Origin of the sequence: Methylobacterium aerolatum (assembly GCF_022179085.1) — a bacterium.
In the GTDB taxonomy this organism is placed as follows: Bacteria; Pseudomonadota; Alphaproteobacteria; order Rhizobiales; family Beijerinckiaceae; genus Methylobacterium; species Methylobacterium aerolatum.
Genome location: NZ_BPQE01000011.1, coordinates 101674 through 122408 on the forward strand (window position 1 = coordinate 101674; position 20735 = coordinate 122408).

A 20735-nucleotide genomic window follows, 5' to 3' on the forward strand; every position below is an offset into this window, starting at 1 on the left:
GAGGGGAGCTTCACCCGCACACCGTGAGCGAGCCTTGCGCCGCCTGACAGCTCTCCCACCCCAACGAGCCGCCGCCCTGGCCGGGAGGTACGCCGCCGCGCGGGCGGATGCACGCCGCCGGACGATGCTCGGCCTCGCCCTGCTGGCGGTGGCGCTGGCGCTGAGTTGCCATGCAGCCGAGGTGCGGCCGCTGGTGCTCGCCGCCAACTTCGGCAAGTTCACCGCCTACATCCAGCAGATCGTGCCGGTGCTGCGGCCGGACCGGATCGGACCGGATCTGGCGGAATGGTACTGGGGCCTGCCGAAATGGCTCTCCCTGCTCGGCGAAACCCTGATGATGGCCTATCTCGGCACGCTGCTCGGGGCGCTCGGCGGCTTCGTGCTCTGCTTCGTCGCGGCGGGCAACCTCGTGCGCAGCTCCGCGATCCGTTTCGCGGCCAAGCGCTTCCTCGAAATCTGCCGGACGGTGCCCGAGATCGTCTTCGCGCTGATCTTCGTCATCGCCTTCGGCCTCGGCCCTATGGTCGGCGTGCTGGCGCTGGCCATCCACACCACGGGGGCGCTGGGCAAGCTGTTCTCCGAGGTGGTCGAGAACATCGACATGAAGCCCGTCGAAGGGCTCACCGGCACCGGGGCGAGCTGGGTCGAGACCGTCCGCTTCGCCGTGCTGCCGCAGGTTCTGTCGAACTTCGCCTCCTACGGATTGCTGCGCTTCGAGATCAACGTGCGTGGCGCGGGCGTGATGGGCTTCGTCGGCGCGGGCGGGATCGGGCAGGAACTGCTGATCGCGATCCGCAACTTCTACTATTCGGATGTCAGCGCGATTCTGCTGATGATCGTCCTCACCGTCTTTGCCATCGATCTCTCCACGGAGAAGCTGCGCCATCACCTGATCGGCGGGGAGGGGATGCGATGAGCGAGCGCCGCCCCGGCACCCTGCGCGCCACGGCCCTGGCCGACCTCGATGCCCTGCGTCTTCGCCACCCCGAGCAGTTCCGCACCGATTGGGCCGGCCGCCTCCGGGTCGCCGGGACGCTCGCGGGCGTCGTCGGCTTGGCGGGTTACGGACTGTGGGCGCTCGACTTCTCGCCGGTCCGCATCCTGAATGGCCTTGGGCGGCTCGGCGGCTTCGCCCTGGAGATGCTGCCGCCGAGCGCAGGCGGCCGCTTCGGCGTCTTCCTCCAGGCCCTGGCCGAGACCCTCGGAATCGCCTTCGTCGGCACCCTCGCGGCGGCGCTCCTCGCCTTTCCGGTCGCCTTCCTCGCTGCCCGCAACGTGGTGCCTAACCCCTTCGCCCGCTTCACCGTCCGCCGGGGCCTCGACGTAATGCGCTCGGTGGACGTGCTGATCTGGGCCCTGATCTGGATCAACGTAGTGGGGCTCGGCCCCTTCGCCGGGGCGCTCGCCATCGCGTGCTCCGATTTCGGCGCCTTCGGCAAGCTGTTCTCGGAGGCGATCGAGACGGGCGACCGGCGCCCCGGCGAGGGGGTCGTGGCCTCGGGCGGCTCCGCGCTCCACCGCATCCGTTTCGGACTGATACCCGGCGTGCTGCCGGTGCTGGCGAGCCAGGTGCTGTATTTTTTCGAGTCGAACACCCGTTCGGCAACGATCATCGGCATCGTGGGTGCGGGCGGCATCGGCCAGTACCTCACCGAACTGATCCGGGTGCTGGAATTGCAGCAGGTGGCCTTCCTGGTGCTGATGATCCTCGTCACCGTCGCGGTGATCGACGGGGTCTCCGGCCGCCTGCGCCGGGCGATCATCGGCGGCCCAGGGCGGTGAGCTGTCCTGCCCCCCCTCCGCCCGAGCGCTACGACGACATCCGGGGCGGCGGGAGGCCGGCGAACGCGGCGTAGTCCCGGACCCCTGCGCGGCGCTCGCGAGGACGGCCGGTCAGGTTCCCACCACCACCTCCACGCGGTCGGCCGCGAAGACCGCGCGGTTGGCCTGAACCGGGACGCCCTCGCCATCGACGTTCACGCTCGACACCACGATGACGACCCGCCCCGGCGTCAGGTCGAGCCGCGCGGCCTCGGCCGGGTCGGCGAGGCGGGCGCGGATGCGCGTGGAGGCGCGGGTGTAGTCCGGCACGCCGCAGGCGGCGAGCGCCCGGGTGATCGAGCCGGATCGCTCGTAGGCGGGCGCGAAGCCGGCGAAGCGGGGGAGCGGCAACCATGTCCGCGCGGTCGAGAGCGGCACGCCGTCCGCCCGGTGGACCGTGAGGAGTTCGAGGAGCGGCGCGCCCTCCGGCACCGCCAGCATCGCCGCGCACTCGGGCGGGGCCGCGATCTCGCGATGGGTGATCAGGTCGCCCCAGGGCTCGCGCCCGGCGCCCGTCACGATCTCGGAGAAGCGGGTGCGTCGGCCGATCGGATAGGCGAGGGGGGCGGCCTCCACGAAGGTGCCCCGCCCCTGGCTCGCGCGGATCAGACCGCGCTCGGCCAGGGTCGCGAGGGCCCGGCGGACGGTGTGGCGGTTGACGCTGAACCGTGCGGCGAGCGCCGCCTCGGTGGGCAATTGCGCACCCGGCGCGAGGTCTCCCGTGGCGATCTCACCTTCCAGGGCGTCGGCGATCTGCCGCCAAGCGGCCAAGCCGCCGCCCCGGCTCAACGCGTCGATCGACTCGTGCACATCAGCTCCTGCACTGTGAGGCCATCGCCCGATGTCCCACCCTTTAGCCGATCCGTGATTGCAAGCGCAGCGAGGCAATCGAGGGACACGGGACGCCTCGAAACCGGGTGATTCCCCGGACCGCTCCGCTCCACTCGCGATGAGCGAGAGGCGTGGGACACCTTCGCTCGGCAGCCCGGGACGGGAGCGAGGCGTAGCCCCCGTCCGGCCGTCATACAAACTTCATTTGAAGCGGCGGCGCTAGTTGTCTATACCTATAGACAACATCGGAGGCGACGATGCCGGACAGGAACCGGGGAACCGTGCAGGACCCCGAAATCGAATCCCGCCGGGCGGTGATGGCGCTCTGCGCCGCCGCCACGGAGGCGGAACTGGCCGAGGCGGTCACGGCCTGCGGCGAGCCCGAGGCCGAGGACATCCGCCTGCCGGAAGTTGGGCTGGTAATGGCTACGGGCCGGATCGGGGGCGACGGGCGGCCCTTCAACCTCGGTGAGGTCAGCGTCACCCGCGCGGCGGTGCGGCTGGCGGATGGCCGCACCGGCTTCGCCTACCATCTCGGCCGCGACCGTCGACGGGCCCGCGTCGCGGCCATCCTCGATGCCCTGTGGCAGGGCGAGGGCGACCGCCGGGGCGTCGAGGCGGCCCTGGCCGGGATCGCCCGGCGGACCGCTGAGGCGACAGTGGCGCAGGCCCGCCGCACGGCGGCGACGCGGGTCGATTTCCTGACGCTGGCCCGCGGGGAGGACTGAGATGCTGCGCCCCGGCTTCGCCGACCCCGTCCACGATGCGCAGGGTGTCTTCCGCGCCGTGCTCGACGCCCTGGCCCGGCCGGGAACGATCCAGCCGATCCCCGCCCGCCTCGACCCGCCCGCGCCGCTGACGCCGGAACTCGCCGCCATTGCCCTGGCGCTCACCGACCGGGACACGCCCGTCTGGCTCGACCCCGTCCTCGCCGACGCCCCGGATGTGGCCGCATATCTGCGTTTCCACACCGGCGCGCCGCTCACGGGCGATCCGGCCCACGCCGCCTTCGCCCTGGTGCGCGAGCCCGCGCACTGTCCGCCGCTCGCCGCCTTCGGGCAGGGCACGCCCGCCTACCCGGACACCTCGACGACCGTGATCCTCGCCCTCGACCGGATCGAGGATGGCGATGGCCTGCGCTTGGCGGGATCTCATCTCCGCCTGGCGGGGCCTGGTATCCGGGGCACCGCTTCGATCGCCCTGGCGCCGATGCCGGCGGGCTGGCCCGAGGCGCTGCGGCAGAACCATGCCGCCTTTCCCCTCGGGATAGACGCCCTTCTCACCGCTCCCGGCCGGGTCGCCGGGCTGCCGCGCTCGACCCTCGTGGAGCCATAAGCCATGTACGTGGCCGTGAAGGGCGGTGAGGCCGCCATCGACAACGCGCACCGGCTCCTCGCGGAGGTCCGCCGGGGCGACCCCACGGTGCCGGAACTCACCGTCGCGCAGATCCGCGAGCAGATGGCCTTGCTGGTCGATCGGGTGATGGCCGAGGGCTCGCTCCACGATCCCGACCTCGCGGCGCTGGCCCTCAAGCAGACGCGGGGCGACGTGGTGGAGGCGGTGTTCCTCGTGCGCGCCTTCCGAACGACGCTGCCGCGTTTCGGCGCCTCGGTCCCCCTCGACACCGGAGCGATGACGCTGACCCGCCGCATTTCTGCGACCTTCAAGGATCTGCCCGGCGGGCAGGTGCTCGGGCCGACCTTCGATTACACCCATCGCCTCGTGGATTTCGCCCTCGCCGAGCAAGGCGACCCCGAGCCCGCCGCCGAGGCCGAGCCCCGCGCCGATGCCGCCCTCACGCCCCGCGTCACCGATCTCCTCGGCCGTGACGGTCTGATCGAATCCTCGCCGCCGGACGACGGCGCGCCGCTCGGCGACATCACCCGCGAGCCGGTGGACTATCCCTGCGACCGGGCCACACGGCTCCAGGCGCTCGCCCGGGGTGACGAGGGCTTCATCCTGGCCCTCGGCTACGCGACCCAGCGCGGCTACGGCCGCACCCACCCCTTCGTGGGCGAGGTGCGGGTGGGCCATGTGGCGGTGGAGTTCGTGCCGGAGGAACTGGGCTTCCCCGTCCCGTTGGGGACGGTGCCGGTGACCGAGTGCCAAATGGTCAACCAGTTCAAGGGCTCCCGCGCGGTGCCGCCGCAATTCACCCGCGGCTACGGTCTCGCCTTCGGCCAAAGCGAGCGCAAGGCCATGGCCATGGCCCTCGTGGACCGGGCGCTAAGGGCGGAGGAGCTGGGCGAGCCCATCGTAAGCCCGGCCCAGGACCAGGAATTCGTCCTTGCCCATTGCGACAGCCTCCAGGCGACGGGCTTCGTGGAGCACCTGAAGCTGCCCCACTACGTCGATTTCCAGGCCGAGCTGGAGCTGGTTCGCCGGATGCGGGCCGAGTTCGAGGACGCGCGGGAGGCTGCGGAATGAGCGACACGCACGATTCTCCCTCCCCCCTCTGCGGGGGAGGGTACCCTGCGCAGCAGGGGGAGAGAGGGGAGCCCGGCTTGAGGATAGGGCGTCGCGCGGCGGACGGCGATGAGCTTCGTCCTGCACCGTCGCTCCCCTCTCCCGACCCCCTCCGGGGGCCACCCTCCCCCGTAGAGGGGGGAGGGAAGTCGTCGGCGCCGGCCACCTACAACTTCGCCTACCTGGACGAGGGCACCAAGCGGATGATCCGCCGCGCCCTGCTGAAGGCGGTGGCCGTGCCGGGCTATCAGGTGCCCTTCGCCTCCCGCGAGATGCCGATGCCCTACGGCTGGGGCACGGGCGGGGTGCAGGTGACGGCGGCGATCCTCGGCCGGTCGGACGTGCTCAAGGTCATCGACCAGGGCGCCGACGACACGACGAACGCCGTCTCGATCCGCCGCTTCTTCGCCAGGACGGCGGGCGTCGCCACCACGACCCGCACCGCCGAGGCCACCGTCATCCAGACCCGCCACCGCATCCCGGAGGCCCCCCTCACCGAGGGGCAGACGCTGGTCTATCAGGTGCCGATCCCCGAGCCCCTGCGCTTCCTCGAACCGCGCGAGACCGAGACGCGCCAGATGCATGCGCTCGCCGAATACGGCCTGATGCATGTGAAGCTCTACGAGGACATCAGCCGCCACGGCCACATCGCGACCACCTACGCCTACCCGGTCGAGGTTGCGGGCCGCTACGTGATGGACCCGTCGCCGACGCCGAAGTTCGACAACCCAAAGATGGACGATTGCCCGGCGCTGCAACTCTTCGGTGCGGGCCGCGAACGCCGCATCTACGCCGTGCCACCCTACACGACGGTCAGGAGCCTCGATTTCGAAGATCACCCGTTCCGCGTGCAGACCTTCAGCGAGCCCTGCGCCCTGTGCGGCGCCAAGGGGCACTACCTCGACGAGGTCGTCACCGACGACGCGGGCGGCCGGATGTTCGTGTGCTCCGACACCGATGCCTGCGAGACCCGCCGGGAGGACGCGCGATGACGCCCCTGCTCTCCGCCCAAAGCCTGACCAAGACCTACGGTGGCCGCACGGCCTGCGCCGGCGTCGATCTCGACGTCACCGAAGGCGAGGTGCTGGCGATCGTAGGCGAGTCGGGCTCCGGCAAATCCACCCTTCTCTCGATGCTCGCGGGCGAGCTGGCCCCGGATTCCGGCGAGATCCGCTACCGCGACCGGGAGGGCCGGGTGAGGGCGCTCCACGAGATCGGCCCCGCCGAATTGCGGGCGCTGTCCCGTACCGACTGGGGCTTCGTCCGCCAGGACGCGGCGCAGGGACTGCGCATGGGGGTCTCGGCCGGCGGCAACGTGGGCGAGCGACTGATGGGGCTAGGCGAGCGCCATTACGGACATATCCGCACCCGCGCCCTCAACTGGCTCGACCGGGTGGAGATCGCCGCCGACCGGATCGACGATCCGCCGACGCGCTTCTCCGGCGGGATGCGCCAGCGCCTGCAGATCGCCCGCAACCTCGTCACCGCGCCGCGCCTCGTGCTGATGGACGAGCCGACCTCCGGCCTCGACGTGTCGGTGCAGGCGCGCCTCCTCGACCTGATCCGGCGGCTGTCCGGGGAGCTGGGCTTGGCGGTGATCATCGTCACCCATGACCTCGCCGTGGCGCGGCTCCTCTCCCACCGCATCGCCGTGATGCGGGCGGGCCGGGTGGTGGAGACCGGCCTCACCGATCAGGTTCTGGACGACCCCGCCGACGCCTACACCCAACTCCTCGTCTCCTCGGTGCTCGCCGCATGACAGCCGCCCTCGAATTCCGCGACGTCGCCAAGAGCTTCACCCTGCACCTGCGCGGCGGCACCGTGCTGCCGGTGGTGGCGGGCGCGAGCTTCTCCGTCGCCCCCGGCGAATGCGCCGTGCTGTGGGGACCTTCCGGCACCGGAAAATCCTCCCTGGTGCGCATGGCCTACGGCAATTACCGCTGCGATTCCGGCGCGATCCTCGTGCGCGACGGCGGGCGGGTGGTGGACGTGGCCTCGGCCTCCCCCCGGGAGGTGCTGGCCCTGCGGCAGCGGACCATCGCTTACGTCTCGCAATTCCTGCGGGTCATCCCCCGTGTCTCCGCCCGGGACGTGGTTGAGGCGGCGGGCCGCGAGGGCGGCCTGCCGGACGCCGAGGCGCGCGCGCGGGCGGGCGATCTGCTCGCCCGGCTCAACCTGCCGGAGCGGCTGTGGAATTTGCCGCCTGCCACCTTCTCCGGCGGCGAGCAGCAGCGCGTGAACATCGCCCGCGGACTGATCGCGCCGCGCCCGATCCTGCTCCTCGACGAGCCCACCGCCTCCCTCGATGCGCCCAACCGCGCCGTGGTGGCGGAACTCATCGCGGAGCGCCGGGCGGCGGGCGCGGCGATCCTCGGCATCGTCCACGATGCCGGGATGCGCGAGGCGATCGGCGGCCGGATCATCGACGTCACGCAATTCGGCACCGCGCGGGCGGCGTGAGGCCAGGGACATGACACGTCGTCATTGCGAGCGGAGCGAAGCAATCCAGGGAGGCGCCATGGTCGGCGGTGCCCCGCCGTCCTGGATTGCTCCGCTCCGCTCGCAATGACGGAGGAGAGAGGCAACGGGACTCCCATGACCGACTTCACGATCGAGAACGCCGCCCTCGTCCTGCCCGACCGGGTGCAGCACGGCTGGCTCGCGGTGGTGGACGGGCGCATCGCCGAGATCGGCGAGGGGAAGGCGCCGGAGCGCGGCCTCGACCTCGGCGGCGACCACCTCATCCCCGGCCTCGTCGAGTTGCACACCGACCATCTGGAGAGCCATTATGCGCCCCGGCCGAAGGTGCGCTGGCACCCGCTGGGCGCCGTGCTCGCCTACGACGCGCAGATCGCGGCGTCCGGCATCACCACGGTGTTCGATTCGCTGCGCGCCGGCAGCGACCCCGACGGCAGCGGCCTCGGCTCCGAACTCGATGCCCTCGCCGACGCCCTCGACACCGCCCGCAGCGGCGATCTGCTCCGGGCCGACCACCGCACCCACCTGCGCTGCGAACTGCCCTCCGAGGACGTGATCCCCACGGTCGAGGCCTTCGCCGAGCGCCACCGCATCGACCTGATCTCGCTGATGGACCACACGCCGGGCCAGCGTCAGTTCCGGGACATCGGCAAGTACGAGACCTACGCCACGCGGGGCGGGCGCTCGCTGGACGAGGTGCGCAAGGCCACCGCCTGGAAGATCGAGAAGGGCACGGCCCTCAACGCCGTGAACCGTCCGGCCCTCGTGGCCCTGGCCCGCTCGAAGGCCATTCCGCTCGCGAGCCACGACGACACGACGCTCGCCGATGTCGGCCTCGCGGCGAGCGAGGGCGTGACGCTCGCCGAGTTCCCCACCACCCGCGAGGCGGCGGAGGCCGCCCACGGCCGGGGCATCACGGTGATGATGGGGGCGCCCAACCTCCTGCGCGGCGGCTCGCATTCCGGCAACGTGGCGGCGCAGGACCTCGCGGAGGCCGGCCTCCTCGATATCCTGTCCTCGGATTACGTGCCCGCGAGCCTCGCCATGGCGGCATTCATGATTCCGGAGCGGGTACCCGGCATCGGCCTGCCCGCCGCCGTCGCGACGGTGACCGCCAACCCCGCCCGCGCCACCGGCCTGACCGACCGGGGCGCCCTGCGGCCGGGCCTGCGCGCCGACCTCGCCCGGGTGCGCCTCGCGGACGGCCTGCCCGTCATGCGCGAGGTGTGGCGCGCCGGGATGCGGGTGGCCTGATGCCCTTCGTCCTCATCGTCGGTCCGAGCGGGGCGGGCAAGGACACCCTGATCCGCCTCGCGCGGGACACCCTGGCGGGGGACGGACGCTTCGTCTTCCCCCGCCGCCTCGTCACGCGGCCCCCCTCCGCCGACGAGGACAACATCGCCCTCGCGGAGGACGCCTTCGCCGAGGGCGAGGCGACCGGGCGGTTCGCGCTGAGCTGGAGGGCACACGGCCTCGGCTACGCCTTGCCCGACGAGGCGGGCGTGCTGGCCCGCGACGGCCGCATCGTGGTGAGCAACGTCTCCCGCCGGATCGTGGAGGAGGCACGGGCGCGCTTTCCCGGCACCACGGTCGTCGCCGTCACGGCGCCGCCGGACATCCTGGCCCGCCGCCTCGCCGCCCGCGGCCGGGCGGAGGACGGCGACCTCGCGGCTCGCCTCGCCCGGACGATGAGCGTCGCGCCTGACCTGACCATCGACAATTCCGGCCCGCCGGAGGAGGGGGCCGCGCGGCTGATCGCGTTCTTGAAGGCGGGCACCGATCGGCCCTGAACCCCTCGCCGTCATTGCGAGCGCAGCGACGCAGTCCAGTGCAGCCAAACCTCGATGGATGGGGCGTTTCCCTGGATTGCTTCTCCGCGCTCGCAATGACGAAGGCGGACGTCACATCCGCTTGGACAGTTCGGCCGCCGTCTTGTCGGGCGTGCGGGAGATGTCGAGGGCGCCGAGGAAGCGGTTCTTCGCGTCCATCACGTAGACGATGGCCGTGTGCTCCATCACGTACTCGCCGTTCTTGTCCGGCACTTTGCGGGCATAGGCGCGGAAAGACTTCTCCACCGCCGAGACCTGCTCGGGTGTGCCGGTCAAGCCGGTGATGCGCGGGTCGAAACTCGACAGGTACGTCTTCAGGCTCGCCGGGTCGTCCCGCTCGGGATCGACGGTGATGAAGGCGACCTTCATGTCCTTGCCCTTCGGCCCCAGCGCCGCCAGCACGTCGGAGATCTGCTGAAGGGTCGTGGGGCACACGTCGGGGCAGTGGGTGAAGCCGAAGAAGACGAGGTGCGTCGCCCCGGCGAAGTCCTTCTCCGTGACGGTGCGCCCGTCCTGATCGGTCAACGTGAAGGGGCCGCCCACGGCGGCGGTCGCCACCGGCACGGCCTCGGGCCGCAGCATGATGAAGGCGGCCGCCGTGATGCCGACGAGCCCGAGGCTGAAGGCGAGGAGCGGAAGGAGGGCGCGGCGCATGTGCAAAGGAACCCCGGCACGGACAGGCCGGGGAAGTGCACCGAACGCGCCCACCCCGCAAGCGGGCGCGTCGACGCCGGGCGTTTCGCCCTATTGCGGGCGGCCCGGAGCGGTGGCCGGCGTGGTCGCCTGTGCGTCCTTCGGCTTCTCCTTGCCGAGGTAGATGTATTCCGGCGCGGCCCGGAGCTGATCCTTGGTGGTGTCGATCACGGCCTTCAGGGTGTCGTTGTCGCCCCGGCTGACCTTCACCGCCGACGGATCGATGGCGACGTACTTCGCGCCGATGCCGAGGAAGCCGCCGACGCCGACGATCCAGGCCTTCACCTGCTGCTTCTCGTCCAACACCATGTCGGCCACCTGGCCGATCGTGTCGCCCGCGCCGTTGGTGATGCTGAGGCCGACGAGCTTGCTCGCCACCATGTCCTGCGGCGTCTGGGCGACGAATTTCGGACGCAGGTCGTCCGCCAGCGTCGCGGGCTTGGCGGGGACGGCGCCGGCATTGGCATCCGGGGCCGGGGTGGAGGCGGGGGCCGGATCCTGCGTCTGCGCGACGGCCGGGGTGAGGGCGGAGGCTGCGAGGGCGGCGGCCAGGGCGAAGGTCGTGAACGGGATGCGCATGGGCAGAGGGCCTTCCGGTCGGGGCTGCCGTGGACGACGGCGGCGCCCGCTCAAGGCGGCGCGGCGCCGCCCGGTTCCACGGCACATCTTGAAATCGTTGCGCTTTGCCGGCTGTTGGGCGCTCCCGCCTCAAACGGCCCCATGGTCCGCCCTCGGTGCCGCCGAACCGCCCCCCGACCCCGCCGCCCGGTCCCGCCCATGCCCCGCCTCGTCCTCTACCAGCCCGACATCCCGCAGAATGCCGGGACGATGATGCGGATGGCCGCCTGCCTCGGCGTGCCGGTGGAAATCGTGGAGCCGGCGGGGTTCGACGTCTCGGACCGGCACCTGCGCCGGTCGGGCCTCGACTATCTCGACCATGTGGCCATCACCCGCCACCGCTCCTTCGCGGCCTTCGAGGAATGGCGGAGGGGGGCGGGTGCCCGCCTCGTCCTCGCCACCACCAAGGGCGCCGTGCCGTATACGGACTTCGCCTTCCGCCCCGGCGATTGCCTGATGGTCGGCCGGGAATCGGCCGGCGTGCCGGTGGCGGTCCACGGGGCGGCCGATGCCCGCGTCGTCGTGCCAATGCGGGCGGGCCTCCGCTCCCTCAACGTCGCCGTCTCCGCCGCCATGATCCTCGGGGAGGTCCTGCGGCAGGTGAGCGGCGCAACGGAAACCGTCCTGCGGGCTTGACCCGAGAGACGCCGCCCCGCGCGGCGGCATGTCCACGCCACCTGTCCGAGCGAACCCTTGCCGAACACCGCCACGCCGCAGCCCTCCCGCCGCCACGCCGAGCTGGGTCCCGACTTCTTCGACGTCGTGGCGCCCGCCCGATTTCCGGCGACGATCCTGCGCTACCGCAACCAGCGCTGGGCGGAGCGGGTCGGCCTCGGCGGCCTGACCGACGAGGCGTGGATCGCCCATTTCGGCCGGTTCGAGCCGCTGCCGGGCAGCTTCGAGGAGCCCCTGGCGCTCCGCTACCACGGCCACCAGTTCCGCTCGTACAACCCGGAACTGGGGGACGGGCGCGGCTTCCTCTTCGCGCAGCTGCACGATCTCGCAGACGGGCGGCTCCTCGATCTCGGCACCAAGGGCAGCGGCACCACGCCGTGGTCGCGCACCGCCGACGGCCGCCTGACCCTTAAGGGCGGCGTGCGCGAGGTGCTGGCGACCGCGCTCCTCGAAGCCCAGGGGGTCTACACCTCGAAGTCCTTCAGCCTGATCGAGACCGGCGAAAGCCTGATCCGCGGCGACGAGCCGTCGCCGACGCGCTCCTCCGTGCTGGTGCGCCTGTCCCACGGCCATCTCCGCATCGGCACCTTCCAGCGATTCCTCGCCCTGGACGAGCCGGGCAACATCGCCCGGCTCCTCGATCACACGATCCGGACGCACCGGCCGGAGCTGTGGCGCGATGCGCCGGAGGATCGCGCCGTCGCCTTCATGGAGGACGTGACGGTCCGCGTGGCGCGGATGGGCGCGCAATGGGCGGCGGCGGGCTTCGTCCACGGGGTGCTCAACACCGACAACATCAACGTCACCGGGGAAAGCTTCGATTACGGGCCGTGGCGGTTCCTGCCGGTCTTCGACCCGCATTTCACGGCGGCCTATTTCGACCAGAGCGGGCTCTACAGCTTCGGCCGACAGCCCGAGGCGCTGTTCTGGAACCTCTGCCGCCTTGCGGATTGCCTGCTGACGCTCGCTCCGAAGGAGCGGCTGGAGGCGGCCCTTTCGGGCTTCGGCCCGGCCCTGCAGCAGGCGTTCGCGGAGGCGCTGTTCCGGCGCCTCGGCCTCGCGCCCGCCGACGGCCCGGCGACGGATCGCCTCGTGGCGGCGTCCTGGACATTCCTCGGAGACAGCCGGGCGCCCTTCGAGCGGTTCTTCTTCGATTGGTACGGCGGCCTCGCCGGCGCCGCGCGGGCCGAAGCGAGCCCGAGCGCGAGCATCTATGCCTCGGACGCCTTCGCCCCCGTCCGGGCCGCGCTCGAAGGGCTGTCCCCGGCGGAGGATGCGCGCCTCGATCACCCCTACTTCGCGGGCGAGCCCTGCACGCTGCTGATCGAGGAGGTGGAGGCCCTGTGGGCGCCCATTGCGGAGCGCGACGATTGGTCGGCCTTCGCGGCCAAGCTCGCGGCGATCGAGACGATGGCCGACGCCTACGGGACTGCGCCGAGCGTGTGACCGGCCGGCGGCTGGTCTCCGTCCGCGGACGTCCGGGTTTCCGCGTCGAGGAGCGCCTCCTGCTCAAGGCGGCGGCGTTCCTCCGCGTGGCCGGCGGAGATGGCCATTTCCATCAGCCGCCGGGTCAGCCGCAGCACCAGCACGAAGAGAACGAGGCAAAAGACGGTCGCGGCCAGGGCCTTGAGGGGATCCACGCGTATTCCCTATGACGCTTCGGCAGGCTCGCTCGATGTGAACAGGCCCTGCCGCCCTGCGTCGCTATATAGGTTAGGTGGGACAGATTGCGCGAGACTTTCCATATCGAGGTGCTCGGTCCTGACGGTGAGGAGATCGTGATCCGCCAGTCCATCCGCGCGGGGAGCCTCGAGGCCGCGCAGGAGCGCGCCCTGCGCGTCTTCGCCCGCGCCCGCGTCCCCCAGCGCCGCGAGGAGCCGGCTCAGGCCGTCCGGGTGATCGACGGCGCCGGCCGCGAAGTGTTTCACCGCACGCGGTTCGAGGAGGGCGACTGAGGACTTGTGCGCAAGGACGACCCTGCGCGTGGCGGCCGCCCGTCAACGAATGACCCGCGAAGCCGGAGAGGGATGCGGGTTGCGGTCCAGGATCGCCTCGCCGAGCCCGCACTGACGGCCGGTGGTGCGCGCGCAGCCCGGACCGGGGCGGCACGGCCGCTCTCACTTCTCCGGGGCCGGCGCCGCTTCCGGCCGGCGGGCCCTCAGGGCGACGCGTCGGCGGGCGACCCAATCCCGCGCGCCCTCCAGCCGCTGGGCGAGGGGGAAGAGCGGATCCTGCCCGGCCTCGACGAGGAGGTGGGCGATGGGGCGTCGCTCCTGCCAGAACAGCGTCGCGAGGGCGAAGCCCGGCGGGGCGCAGGAGTCGATCCGCGCGATCTCCGAGCCTGCCAGCACGGCCTCCGTCAGGCGGTAGACCAGTTGCACGCCCGGCGCGGCGGCGGGGTCGGTCTCGTCGTGCGCGACTTTGAGGACGCAGGCCTCCCGGCCCGCCAGGGGCAGGATGATGGAGGCCACGAGCCGGTTGTCCCGGTGCAGGCGCGCGATCCGGATCCGGCCCTCGGCGGCGAGCGCCGCCACCGCCCTGCGGAGGAAGGCGGCCTCCAGCGGCTGCTGGGCGAGGGCGGTGCCGAGCCGGCCCTTCCAACTCGACGCCTCGAGGGCGATGTGCGCGTCGAGGGCGGCCGGCATCTCCGCCGCCGAGGCCAGGATGTCGAAGGTCACCGGCCCGTCCGCCTCGAGGCGGCGGCGCGCCCGGCGGAGGCGCCGCTTGCGGTTGCCCGACAGGTGATCGAGGTAGCGCTCCCGCGCCGCCCCATCGTCCTCGCCCGGGGCAAGCATCCCCCGGTCGTGCGCCCAGAAGGCCGCCCGGCGCCCCGCCGTGTCGTCGAGGAGGGGGCCGAGATCCGCGACCGGGCTGTTGGGAAAGATCAGGCGGGGGGGCTCCCCGAGCGCCCTGGGGGCGTCCAGAAGGGCGGCCAGCGCCGCCCGCGCGTCGTCGCGCGCCAGGAGCGGCGCACCCTGGGGGGCGTAGCCGTGGGTCCAGCCCATCAGCACCGGCAGGGGCAGGCCCCAGCGGCGCCGGAGCCGCCGGTGCGGCCACGCCGCCAAAAGTCTGGCGCCGGGTTCCTCCGGCGGGCGGTCTGCCACGAGGAGGAGGCGCACGCCCTCACCGAAGGAGTCCCGCGCCGCGAGGGCGTAGCCGGCCTCGTAGAAGGGGTTGGCGATGGCCGCCCTCGCGCCGAGGCTCTCCCAGGCCCCGCGCCAGGGCGCCGCCGGATCGAGGGGGCGAAGGGCCGCCACGAGACCCCCGCCCAGGGGCACCGTCAGGGATGTCGTCGCGGCGGTCCTGGCGGACGGCTCGCCCTGCGCGGGATCGGCCTCATGCGCGGTCATGCGGCGAGCCGGCGACGGATCGCCCCGGCCATGCCGAGCATGTCGATCCGCCACGCGACGGCGACGAACGCCGTCCCGAGCAGCACGACGCTCAGCGCCTGTGCTGGGGGGCGCATCCCGCCGGGCAGGAGCCCGATCCCGTTGATCACCAGCCCGACGGCGAGCGCCGCCGCGACGATGCCGGCCATGTCGGCGAGGGGCACGGGGAAGGCCGTCCCGGACCGGTGGGCGCCGACGATCAGCACGAGGCAAGCCGCCGCCTGCCCCCCGGCGAAGGCGATCGCCGCCCCGAGGGCGCCGAAGCGCGGGATCAGCAGCACGGACAGCACCGCCACGCCCACGAGGGTCGTGGCGGCGGCCGCCGCCTCCAAACCGCTGGTCTTGGTGAAGAAGATGACCTGCCCGAAATAGTAGGCGCGGAACATCATCAGGATGCTCGCCAGGATGAGGACCGGTGCGAGGTTGCGCGCCTCTTCGCGGTAGCCGGGCCCGAGCAGGATCGTCACGACGAGGTCGTCGAAGGTGAGGAAGAACACCGCGCCGAAGGCCGCGATCGTCGTCATCGCGCGGGCCGTGTCGCAGAGCACGCCCTCGGCCGCGCCCATGCCGCCGAGCCGCGCCTGGCGCTTGGCGATGGAGATGAGCGACAGGGCCAGCGCCTCGCCGAACACGATGAAGCTCTGCCGCAGGAAGTCGGCGATGGCGCCGTAGGCGCCCAGACCCGCCTTGCCGACGGTCTCCGCGATGATCAGCCGGTCCAGGCTCTGGGCCAGAGCCCCGACCCCGAAGGACAGGATCAGCGGCCAGCCGTAATCGAGCAGGCGCTTCGCCTCCTTCAGGCTCGCCCGGCCCCCGAGCATCGGCACGACGGAGAGCGCCGTGGGGAGGGCGGCGAAGGTGTTCGCCGCGGCGATGGCGAGGGCGAGGTCCAGGGGATCGCCGGTCCAGTACAGGGCGGCACTGCCCAGGCCGATGATCAGCACGGACCGGCTGAGCGTCGCCGCCGCCACGATGCCCGCCTTGAGGTGGGTGCGCGCGACCTCGTTCGAGCCCTCGAACACCGTGGTGCTGAAGGTGAGGCAGAGGATGACGAAGGCCGCTTGGTGCGAGATCAGCCCCGCCGCTGCGCAGAGAGCCGCGCCGACGCCCGCGAGGAGGACGGAGCCCGCGAGCATCCGCACCATGGTCGCCACCTGCATCGAGTCCTTGGCCTCGTCGTAGAGGGCGAAGAACGCGAAGCGCGGCCACTGGCAGGTCGCGCCGTACAGCACGAGGGACCACGACAGCACATAGAGGTAGGCGCCGTAGGTCTCGGTCGGTGCGAGGCGCGTGAACACGGCCACGGAGGCCATGTTCAGCGCCGCCGCGACGGCCCGCGACCCGACATAGATCAGGCTGTGACGTGTCATCATGGCAGGCGGCACCCGGCGCGGCGATGCCCGCACGAGGGGGCCCGGCGCATCTCCTTGACCGGGGCGCGGCACGCCCCGCCGGAGGCGTCGCGGTGGGGCAGGATGTCGGTCACGGGACCCCGCTGCAGGCACATGCCGCCCGCACGCAAATCCGGGCCGCATTCACAGATGCGTGACAGCGTTACCCGCAATCCCTTAAGCAATGGGAACCCGGCCGGGCTCCGCTACGGGCGGGGCGGGACCTATCCACGGTTGCCTGCGCCAGTCCCTGCGCAACGTGGAGACTTGTCCGGCGCAGTCAGGCGGCGCCGCGTGCGCCGCGCTCGCCGCCGTTGTCCACGAAGGCCTTCAACTCGTCGAGGGAGGCGAAGGTATAGCGGCCCTTGGGCGTGTCGGCCTCGATCGAGCCGTCGTCGAACATGACGTAGGTGTTGCCCTCCGAACTGTAGCGGCCGACGGGCGTCCGCTCCGGCTTGTCCGGGGCCACGAGTTCGTCGAAGGGGTCGGCGGCCGGGGCCTTGCCGTCGGTGCGGATCTCCTCGACGGGGGCGGGCTTCGTCGTGATGGTCGGTGGGCGGACGTTGACCTGCGGCGCCTTCCGGGAGGCGGGTCGTACCTCGGCGGGCTCCGGCGCGGACAGGCCGAGCAGTTCCAAGTCCGAAGGGGTGGGCGCGACCGGCTGGGCCTCGCGGGCCGGCGGCGTCACGGCGGTCGGCGTGATCTGGGCGGGCGCGACGAGGGGCGGCTCGATCCGCGGCCGGTCGACCGGCGAGGGCTCCACGGCCGACGCCTCCATCAGCCGGAGCTCGTCGGCGATCGGGTCGCGCATCGGCGCGGCGTTGGACAGCGGCCCGACGGCGACCGGGCCGTCGTCGTTCAGCGACGGACGGGCGATGCCCACCGCCCGCTCGACCCGCCTGAGGGCAGACACCACGGCGGCGAAACCGAGGAGGAGCGCGCCCGAGGAGCCGACGACCGCGCCGCCATAGACCATGGCCATGCCGCTTTCGAGGCGAACGTAGGGAAATCCTTCGACGACGGCTGTGACGCCGGCGATCATCATGGCTGCGGCAAGCGCCAGGAGCGCAACGATCATGGTCTTCTCTTAGCTGGGGCCCTTGGAGCCCCGATTTTCCGCCCGCACGATACGGTGCGGCCGGCGTTTTGCAAAACCTGTTCGCACCCGCCATGCGGCGTTGCCGACCGCGTAAGGCCGACTTACGTACCGCACGTCAACCCGCGAGCATCCCGCCGGGCGAGGCGTCCGCGCCTCCCACGGCCGCACGGAGAGAGACGATGACGTTCACCCTGCCGGAACTGCCCTACGCCTACGATGCGCTGGGGCCCTACATGTCGAAGGAAACCCTGGAGTTTCACCACGACAAGCACCACAAAGCTTATGTGGATACCGGCAACAAGCTTCTCGAAGGAACCGATCTCGCCGGCAAAAGCGTCGAAGAGATCGTGAAGGCGGCCTATAACACGAATCAAGCCCTCTTCAACAACGCAGGCCAGCATTACAACCACATACACTTCTGGCAGTGGATGAAGCCTAACGGTGGTGGTGCCATCCCCGGCGCCCTGGCCAAGAAGATCGACGAGGATCTCGGCGGGGCTGAGAAGTTCAAGGCCGACTTCATCCAGGCCGGCGTCACGCAGTTCGGCTCCGGCTGGGCTTGGCTCGCCGTCAAGGACGGCAAGCTCGCCATCATGAAGACACCGAACGGCGAGAACCCGCTGGTCCACGGCGCCAAGCCGATCCTCGGCGTCGATGTGTGGGAGCACTCCTACTACATCGACTACCGCAACCGCCGCCCCGACTACCTCAAGGCCTTCATCGAGAACCTCGTGAACTGGGAGCACGTGGAGAAGATGTACGGCGAGGCGACCCGCTGAGTGGCGCTCCGCCCCTTGAGATGAGCGGCGAAACCCGCTCTTGATGCGCCCGCCGGGTCGAACCCGGCGGGTCTGAGGGCGCGGCTATTCCAACCGTCGATCGTAAACGGACACGGACGTGCCCGGATTCTTCCCTCCGTTCGCGAAGGGGAGAAGGGGAAGGCGGCGTGACACTAGCAGTGCCACCACCCACGCCTTCTCTGCGAGCGCAGGGAAGCGAGCCAGGGATTGGCTTCGCTCCGGGGCGTATCGCCGTCCCGGATGGCGTCTCGTCCGCTCCTCGTGGCGGGGAGGGCGTGCGTCCTCCGTCCCAACCATGATCCGCTCCATCCTCTCCGTCGGCGGGTGGACCCTCGTCTCCCGCGTCACCGGCTTCGCCCGGGACGTGGTGATGGCGGCCGTGATGGGTGCGGGTCCGGTGGCGGACGCCTTCGTCGTGGCCTTCCGCCTGCCGAACCATTTCCGCGCAATCTTCGGCGAGGGGGCCTTCAACACCGCCTTCGTGCCCTCCTACGCCTCGCTGGAGGAGGCGGGCGCGACGGGGGCCGCCCGGCTTTTCGCCGACCGCGTCTTTACCCTGATGCTGATCGTGCAGCTGGTGCTGCTGAACGTGGCCCTGCCGCTGATGCCGTGGGTGGTCCAGGCGCTGGCGCCGGGCTTCGAGGAGGGCGGGGAGCGCTTCACGCTCGCGGTGGCGCTCACGCGCATCACCTTCCCCTATCTCCTGTTCATGACCCTGGTGACGCTGCTGTCGGGCATCCTCAACGCCCACCGCCGCTTCGCGGTGGCGGCGGGGGCGCCCGTCCTCCTCAACCTGTCGATGCTGGCGGCGCTGGCCGTGAGTTTCCTGTTCCCCAACGCGGCCTATGCCGCCGCCTGGGGCGTGGCGGTGTCGGGCGTGCTGCAATTCGGCCTGCTGTGGTGGGGCTGCCGCCGGGCGGGGGTGATGCCGACCGTCGCCGTGCCCCGGTCCGATCCGGCGCTGCGGAAGTTCTTCCGGGTGCTCGGCCCGGCGGTGGTGGGCTCGGCGGGCTTCCAGATCGCGGCCTTCGCCGACACGATCATCGCGAGCTGGCTGCCGACCGGCGCCGTCTCGGCCCTCTACTACGCCGACCGGTTGTATCAGCTGCCTTTCGGCGTGATCGCCATCGCCGCGGGCACCGTGCTGCTGCCGGAGATGAGCCGCCGCATCGCCGCCGGGGACGCCGCCGGCGCCCATGCCGCGCAGAACCGGGCGGCGGGCTTCTCCCTCGCCCTCTCGGCGCCGTTCACCGTCGCCTTCCTGACGATCCCCGGCCTGATCATGGCCGCCCTGTTCCAGCGCGGCGCCTTCAGCGCGGAGGATGCCGCCCGCGCCGCCGGGGTACTCGCCGCCTACGGCCTCGCCCTGCCGGCGGTGGTGCTGGTCCGCAGCGCCGTGGCGAGCTTCTATGCCCGCCAGGACACCAAGACGCCGCTCTACGCCTCCCTCACGGCCATTGCCGTCAACGTCGCGCTCAAGCTCTGGTTGACGGGATCCTACGGCGTCACCGGCCTCGCCCTCGCCACGGCGGTGAGCCAGTGGGTCAACCTCGTGATCCTCGTGGTCCTGGCGACGCGCCGGGGCTGGTCGGAGCCGCGGCGGGCGCTCGGCCTGACGGTGCTCGGGGTGGTGCTGGCCTGCTGCGCCCTCGCCGGGGTCGCCGTGTTCGGCCAGCCCGTGGCCGAGGCGCTGGTGCCCGCCCTGTCGCACGGGCGGGAGATCGCGGTGCTGGCGCTGCTCGGAATCGCGGGGGCCGGCGTCTATGGCGGGTTGCTCCTCGGCCTGCTGCACCTGTTCGGCCTGCGGCTTCGGCGGGCCTGACGGCGACGAGCCTGGCCGCGCGGGCCTCGACCCAACGGATCGGCGCGCCACTTCCCTGGGTCAGGAGTGCTCCATGCCCGAATCCGATGCCGGCCTGCTCGGCGGCGCCCAAGCCGTGGTCTTCGATGCCTACGGCACGTTGTTCGACGTGAACGCCGCCGTCCGGCGCCATGCCGACGCCATTGGCCCGGAGGCCGACGCCCTGTCCGACCTGTGGCGGACCAAGCAGCTCGAATACAGCTGGGTGCTGTCGCTCGCCGGGCGCTACCGGCCCTTCTGGACGCTGACGGAGCACGCCCTCGACCACGCGCTGGCCCGCCACCCCTCCGTCGATGCATCCCTGCGGGGCGCGCTCCTCGATGCCTACCGCGATCTCGACGCCTACGATGAGGTGCCGCGCGTCCTCGACGCCCTGCGGCGGCAGGGCCTGCGCACCGCCATCCTCACCAATGCCGACCGTGCGATGGTGGACCGGGCCGTGGCCTCGGCGGGCCTGGGCCCGCACCTCGACGCGGTTCTCTCGGTCGATGACGCGGGCGTCTTCAAGACCCATCCCGACGCCTACCGCATCGTACACGACCGCCTCGGGGTTGCGACCGGCGAGGTGGTGTTTTGCTCCTCGAACCGCTGGGACATCGCGGGCGCCTCCGCCTTCGGCTTCCGGCCGGTCTGGATCAACCGGAAGGGCCTGCCGGACGAGTACGCCGACCTTCCCCCGGTCGCGATGATCCCGAACCTCGACGGGCTCCTGGGCTGAGGCGGCTTCCTCGCCTGGCCTCTTCGTCTTTGCGAGCGAAGCGAAGCAATCCAGGGCAGCGGGACA

At 71.7% G+C, this 20735-nt stretch carries 23 protein-coding genes; 16 read left to right on the forward strand and 7 right to left on the reverse strand.

All coding sequences use genetic code 11. From position 1 onward, the window contains the following. Window positions 1–34 precede the first annotated feature (34 nt). Complete coding sequence (gene phnE / locus MFF06_RS07300) at window positions 35–916, forward strand: phosphonate ABC transporter, permease protein PhnE (protein WP_238202478.1); 882 nt, start codon at window positions 35–37, stop codon at window positions 914–916. Then, on the forward strand, window positions 913–1782 hold the full coding sequence (gene phnE, locus MFF06_RS07305) for a phosphonate ABC transporter, permease protein PhnE (RefSeq protein ID WP_238202479.1): 870 nt from the start codon (window positions 913–915) through the stop codon (window positions 1780–1782). The genes phnE (MFF06_RS07300) and phnE (MFF06_RS07305) overlap by 4 nt, the downstream gene beginning before the upstream one ends. Window positions 1783–1893: 111 nt before the next feature. On the opposite strand, the gene phnF is transcribed toward phnE (MFF06_RS07305), so the two are convergent. Next, the gene (gene phnF / locus MFF06_RS07310; protein ID WP_238202481.1) at window positions 1894–2631 is read right to left on the reverse strand and encodes a phosphonate metabolism transcriptional regulator PhnF; all 738 of its coding nucleotides are present in this window, start codon (window positions 2629–2631) and stop codon (window positions 1894–1896) included. A gap of 278 nt (window positions 2632–2909) precedes the next feature. Between phnF and phnG the strand changes: the two genes are divergently transcribed. The 8 genes from phnG (at window position 2910) to phnN (ending at window position 9386) form a co-directional block, all read left to right on the forward strand. Then, a complete protein-coding gene (gene phnG, locus MFF06_RS07315; RefSeq protein ID WP_238202483.1) occupies window positions 2910–3380 on the forward strand; it encodes a phosphonate C-P lyase system protein PhnG in 471 nt (156 codons plus the stop codon). 1 nt (window position 3381) lies between these two features. Next, window positions 3382–3987 (forward strand): phosphonate C-P lyase system protein PhnH, encoded by a 606-nt coding sequence (phnH, locus tag MFF06_RS07320; protein ID WP_238202484.1) that lies wholly within the window; start codon window positions 3382–3384, stop codon window positions 3985–3987. Window positions 3988–3990: 3 nt separating this feature from the next. Beyond that, a complete protein-coding gene (locus MFF06_RS07325; RefSeq protein ID WP_238202485.1) occupies window positions 3991–5079 on the forward strand; it encodes a carbon-phosphorus lyase complex subunit in 1089 nt (362 codons plus the stop codon). Between the two features lie 242 nt (window positions 5080–5321). Further along, entirely contained in the window at window positions 5322–6110 is a 789-nt protein-coding gene (locus tag MFF06_RS07330; RefSeq protein WP_238202486.1) for an alpha-D-ribose 1-methylphosphonate 5-phosphate C-P-lyase PhnJ, read from the forward strand. Beyond that, the gene (phnK, locus tag MFF06_RS07335; protein WP_238202487.1) at window positions 6107–6877 is read left to right on the forward strand and encodes a phosphonate C-P lyase system protein PhnK; all 771 of its coding nucleotides are present in this window, start codon (window positions 6107–6109) and stop codon (window positions 6875–6877) included. The genes MFF06_RS07330 and phnK overlap by 4 nt, the downstream gene beginning before the upstream one ends. Beyond that, on the forward strand, window positions 6874–7578 hold the full coding sequence (gene phnL, locus MFF06_RS07340; RefSeq protein WP_238202488.1) for a phosphonate C-P lyase system protein PhnL: 705 nt from the start codon (window positions 6874–6876) through the stop codon (window positions 7576–7578). The genes phnK and phnL overlap by 4 nt, the downstream gene beginning before the upstream one ends. A gap of 135 nt (window positions 7579–7713) precedes the next feature. Further along, a complete protein-coding gene (locus tag MFF06_RS07345) occupies window positions 7714–8850 on the forward strand; it encodes an alpha-D-ribose 1-methylphosphonate 5-triphosphate diphosphatase (RefSeq protein WP_238202490.1) in 1137 nt (378 codons plus the stop codon). Then, complete coding sequence (gene phnN, locus MFF06_RS07350) at window positions 8850–9386, forward strand: phosphonate metabolism protein/1,5-bisphosphokinase (PRPP-forming) PhnN (RefSeq protein ID WP_238202492.1); 537 nt, start codon at window positions 8850–8852, stop codon at window positions 9384–9386. Before MFF06_RS07345 ends, phnN begins: the two co-directional genes overlap by 1 nt. 111 nt (window positions 9387–9497) lie before the next feature. Here the strand turns inward: phnN and MFF06_RS07355 are convergent, their stop codons facing one another. Beyond that, window positions 9498–10079 (reverse strand): SCO family protein, encoded by a 582-nt coding sequence (locus MFF06_RS07355; protein ID WP_238202494.1) that lies wholly within the window; start codon window positions 10077–10079, stop codon window positions 9498–9500. 90 nt (window positions 10080–10169) lie between these two features. Next, window positions 10170–10697 (reverse strand): PRC-barrel domain-containing protein, encoded by a 528-nt coding sequence (locus tag MFF06_RS07360; protein WP_238202495.1) that lies wholly within the window; start codon window positions 10695–10697, stop codon window positions 10170–10172. Window positions 10698–10895: 198 nt separating this feature from the next. Here MFF06_RS07360 and MFF06_RS07365 point away from each other — a divergent pair, with 198 nt between their 5' ends. Together MFF06_RS07365 and MFF06_RS07370 are read left to right on the forward strand one after the other, a co-directional pair. After that, entirely contained in the window at window positions 10896–11372 is a 477-nt protein-coding gene (locus MFF06_RS07365; RefSeq protein WP_238202496.1) for a tRNA (cytidine(34)-2'-O)-methyltransferase, read from the forward strand. Window positions 11373–11429: 57 nt separating this feature from the next. After that, window positions 11430–12857 (forward strand): protein adenylyltransferase SelO, encoded by a 1428-nt coding sequence (locus MFF06_RS07370; RefSeq protein WP_238202497.1) that lies wholly within the window; start codon window positions 11430–11432, stop codon window positions 12855–12857. Here the strand turns inward: MFF06_RS07370 and MFF06_RS07375 are convergent. Beyond that, window positions 12833–13051: a hypothetical protein gene (locus MFF06_RS07375; protein WP_238202498.1), complete on the reverse strand. Its 219-nt coding sequence runs from the start codon at window positions 13049–13051 to the stop codon at window positions 12833–12835. The genes MFF06_RS07370 and MFF06_RS07375 overlap by 25 nt on opposite strands. A gap of 87 nt (window positions 13052–13138) precedes the next feature. On the opposite strand from MFF06_RS07375, the gene MFF06_RS07380 reads away from it, so the two are divergent. Next, window positions 13139–13366 (forward strand): hypothetical protein, encoded by a 228-nt coding sequence (locus tag MFF06_RS07380; RefSeq protein ID WP_238202499.1) that lies wholly within the window; start codon window positions 13139–13141, stop codon window positions 13364–13366. Window positions 13367–13528: 162 nt separating this feature from the next. On the opposite strand, the gene MFF06_RS07385 is transcribed toward MFF06_RS07380, so the two are convergent. The 3 genes from MFF06_RS07385 to MFF06_RS07395 all read right to left on the reverse strand — a co-directional run bounded on the left by MFF06_RS07385 (window position 13529) and on the right by MFF06_RS07395 (window position 17269). Then, the gene (locus tag MFF06_RS07385; protein ID WP_238202500.1) at window positions 13529–14761 is read right to left on the reverse strand and encodes a GNAT family N-acetyltransferase; all 1233 of its coding nucleotides are present in this window, start codon (window positions 14759–14761) and stop codon (window positions 13529–13531) included. Continuing rightward, window positions 14758–16173, reverse strand: coding sequence for a lipopolysaccharide biosynthesis protein (locus MFF06_RS07390; protein ID WP_238202502.1), 1416 nt, complete (start codon window positions 16171–16173; stop codon window positions 14758–14760). Before MFF06_RS07390 ends, MFF06_RS07385 begins: the two co-directional genes overlap by 4 nt. A gap of 298 nt (window positions 16174–16471) precedes the next feature. Next, complete coding sequence (locus MFF06_RS07395) at window positions 16472–17269, reverse strand: hypothetical protein (RefSeq protein WP_238202504.1); 798 nt, start codon at window positions 17267–17269, stop codon at window positions 16472–16474. Window positions 17270–17469: 200 nt separating this feature from the next. Here MFF06_RS07395 and MFF06_RS07400 point away from each other — a divergent pair, with 200 nt between their 5' ends. The 3 genes from MFF06_RS07400 to MFF06_RS07410 all read left to right on the forward strand — a co-directional run bounded on the left by MFF06_RS07400 (window position 17470) and on the right by MFF06_RS07410 (window position 20669). After that, complete coding sequence (locus MFF06_RS07400) at window positions 17470–18069, forward strand: superoxide dismutase (RefSeq protein WP_238202506.1); 600 nt, start codon at window positions 17470–17472, stop codon at window positions 18067–18069. A gap of 316 nt (window positions 18070–18385) precedes the next feature. Beyond that, window positions 18386–19912 (forward strand): murein biosynthesis integral membrane protein MurJ, encoded by a 1527-nt coding sequence (murJ, locus tag MFF06_RS07405; protein WP_238202509.1) that lies wholly within the window; start codon window positions 18386–18388, stop codon window positions 19910–19912. A 73-nt stretch (window positions 19913–19985) separates the two neighbouring features. Continuing rightward, a complete protein-coding gene (locus tag MFF06_RS07410) occupies window positions 19986–20669 on the forward strand; it encodes a haloacid dehalogenase type II (RefSeq protein WP_238202511.1) in 684 nt (227 codons plus the stop codon). The last annotated feature ends 66 nt before the right edge of the window (window positions 20670–20735 follow it).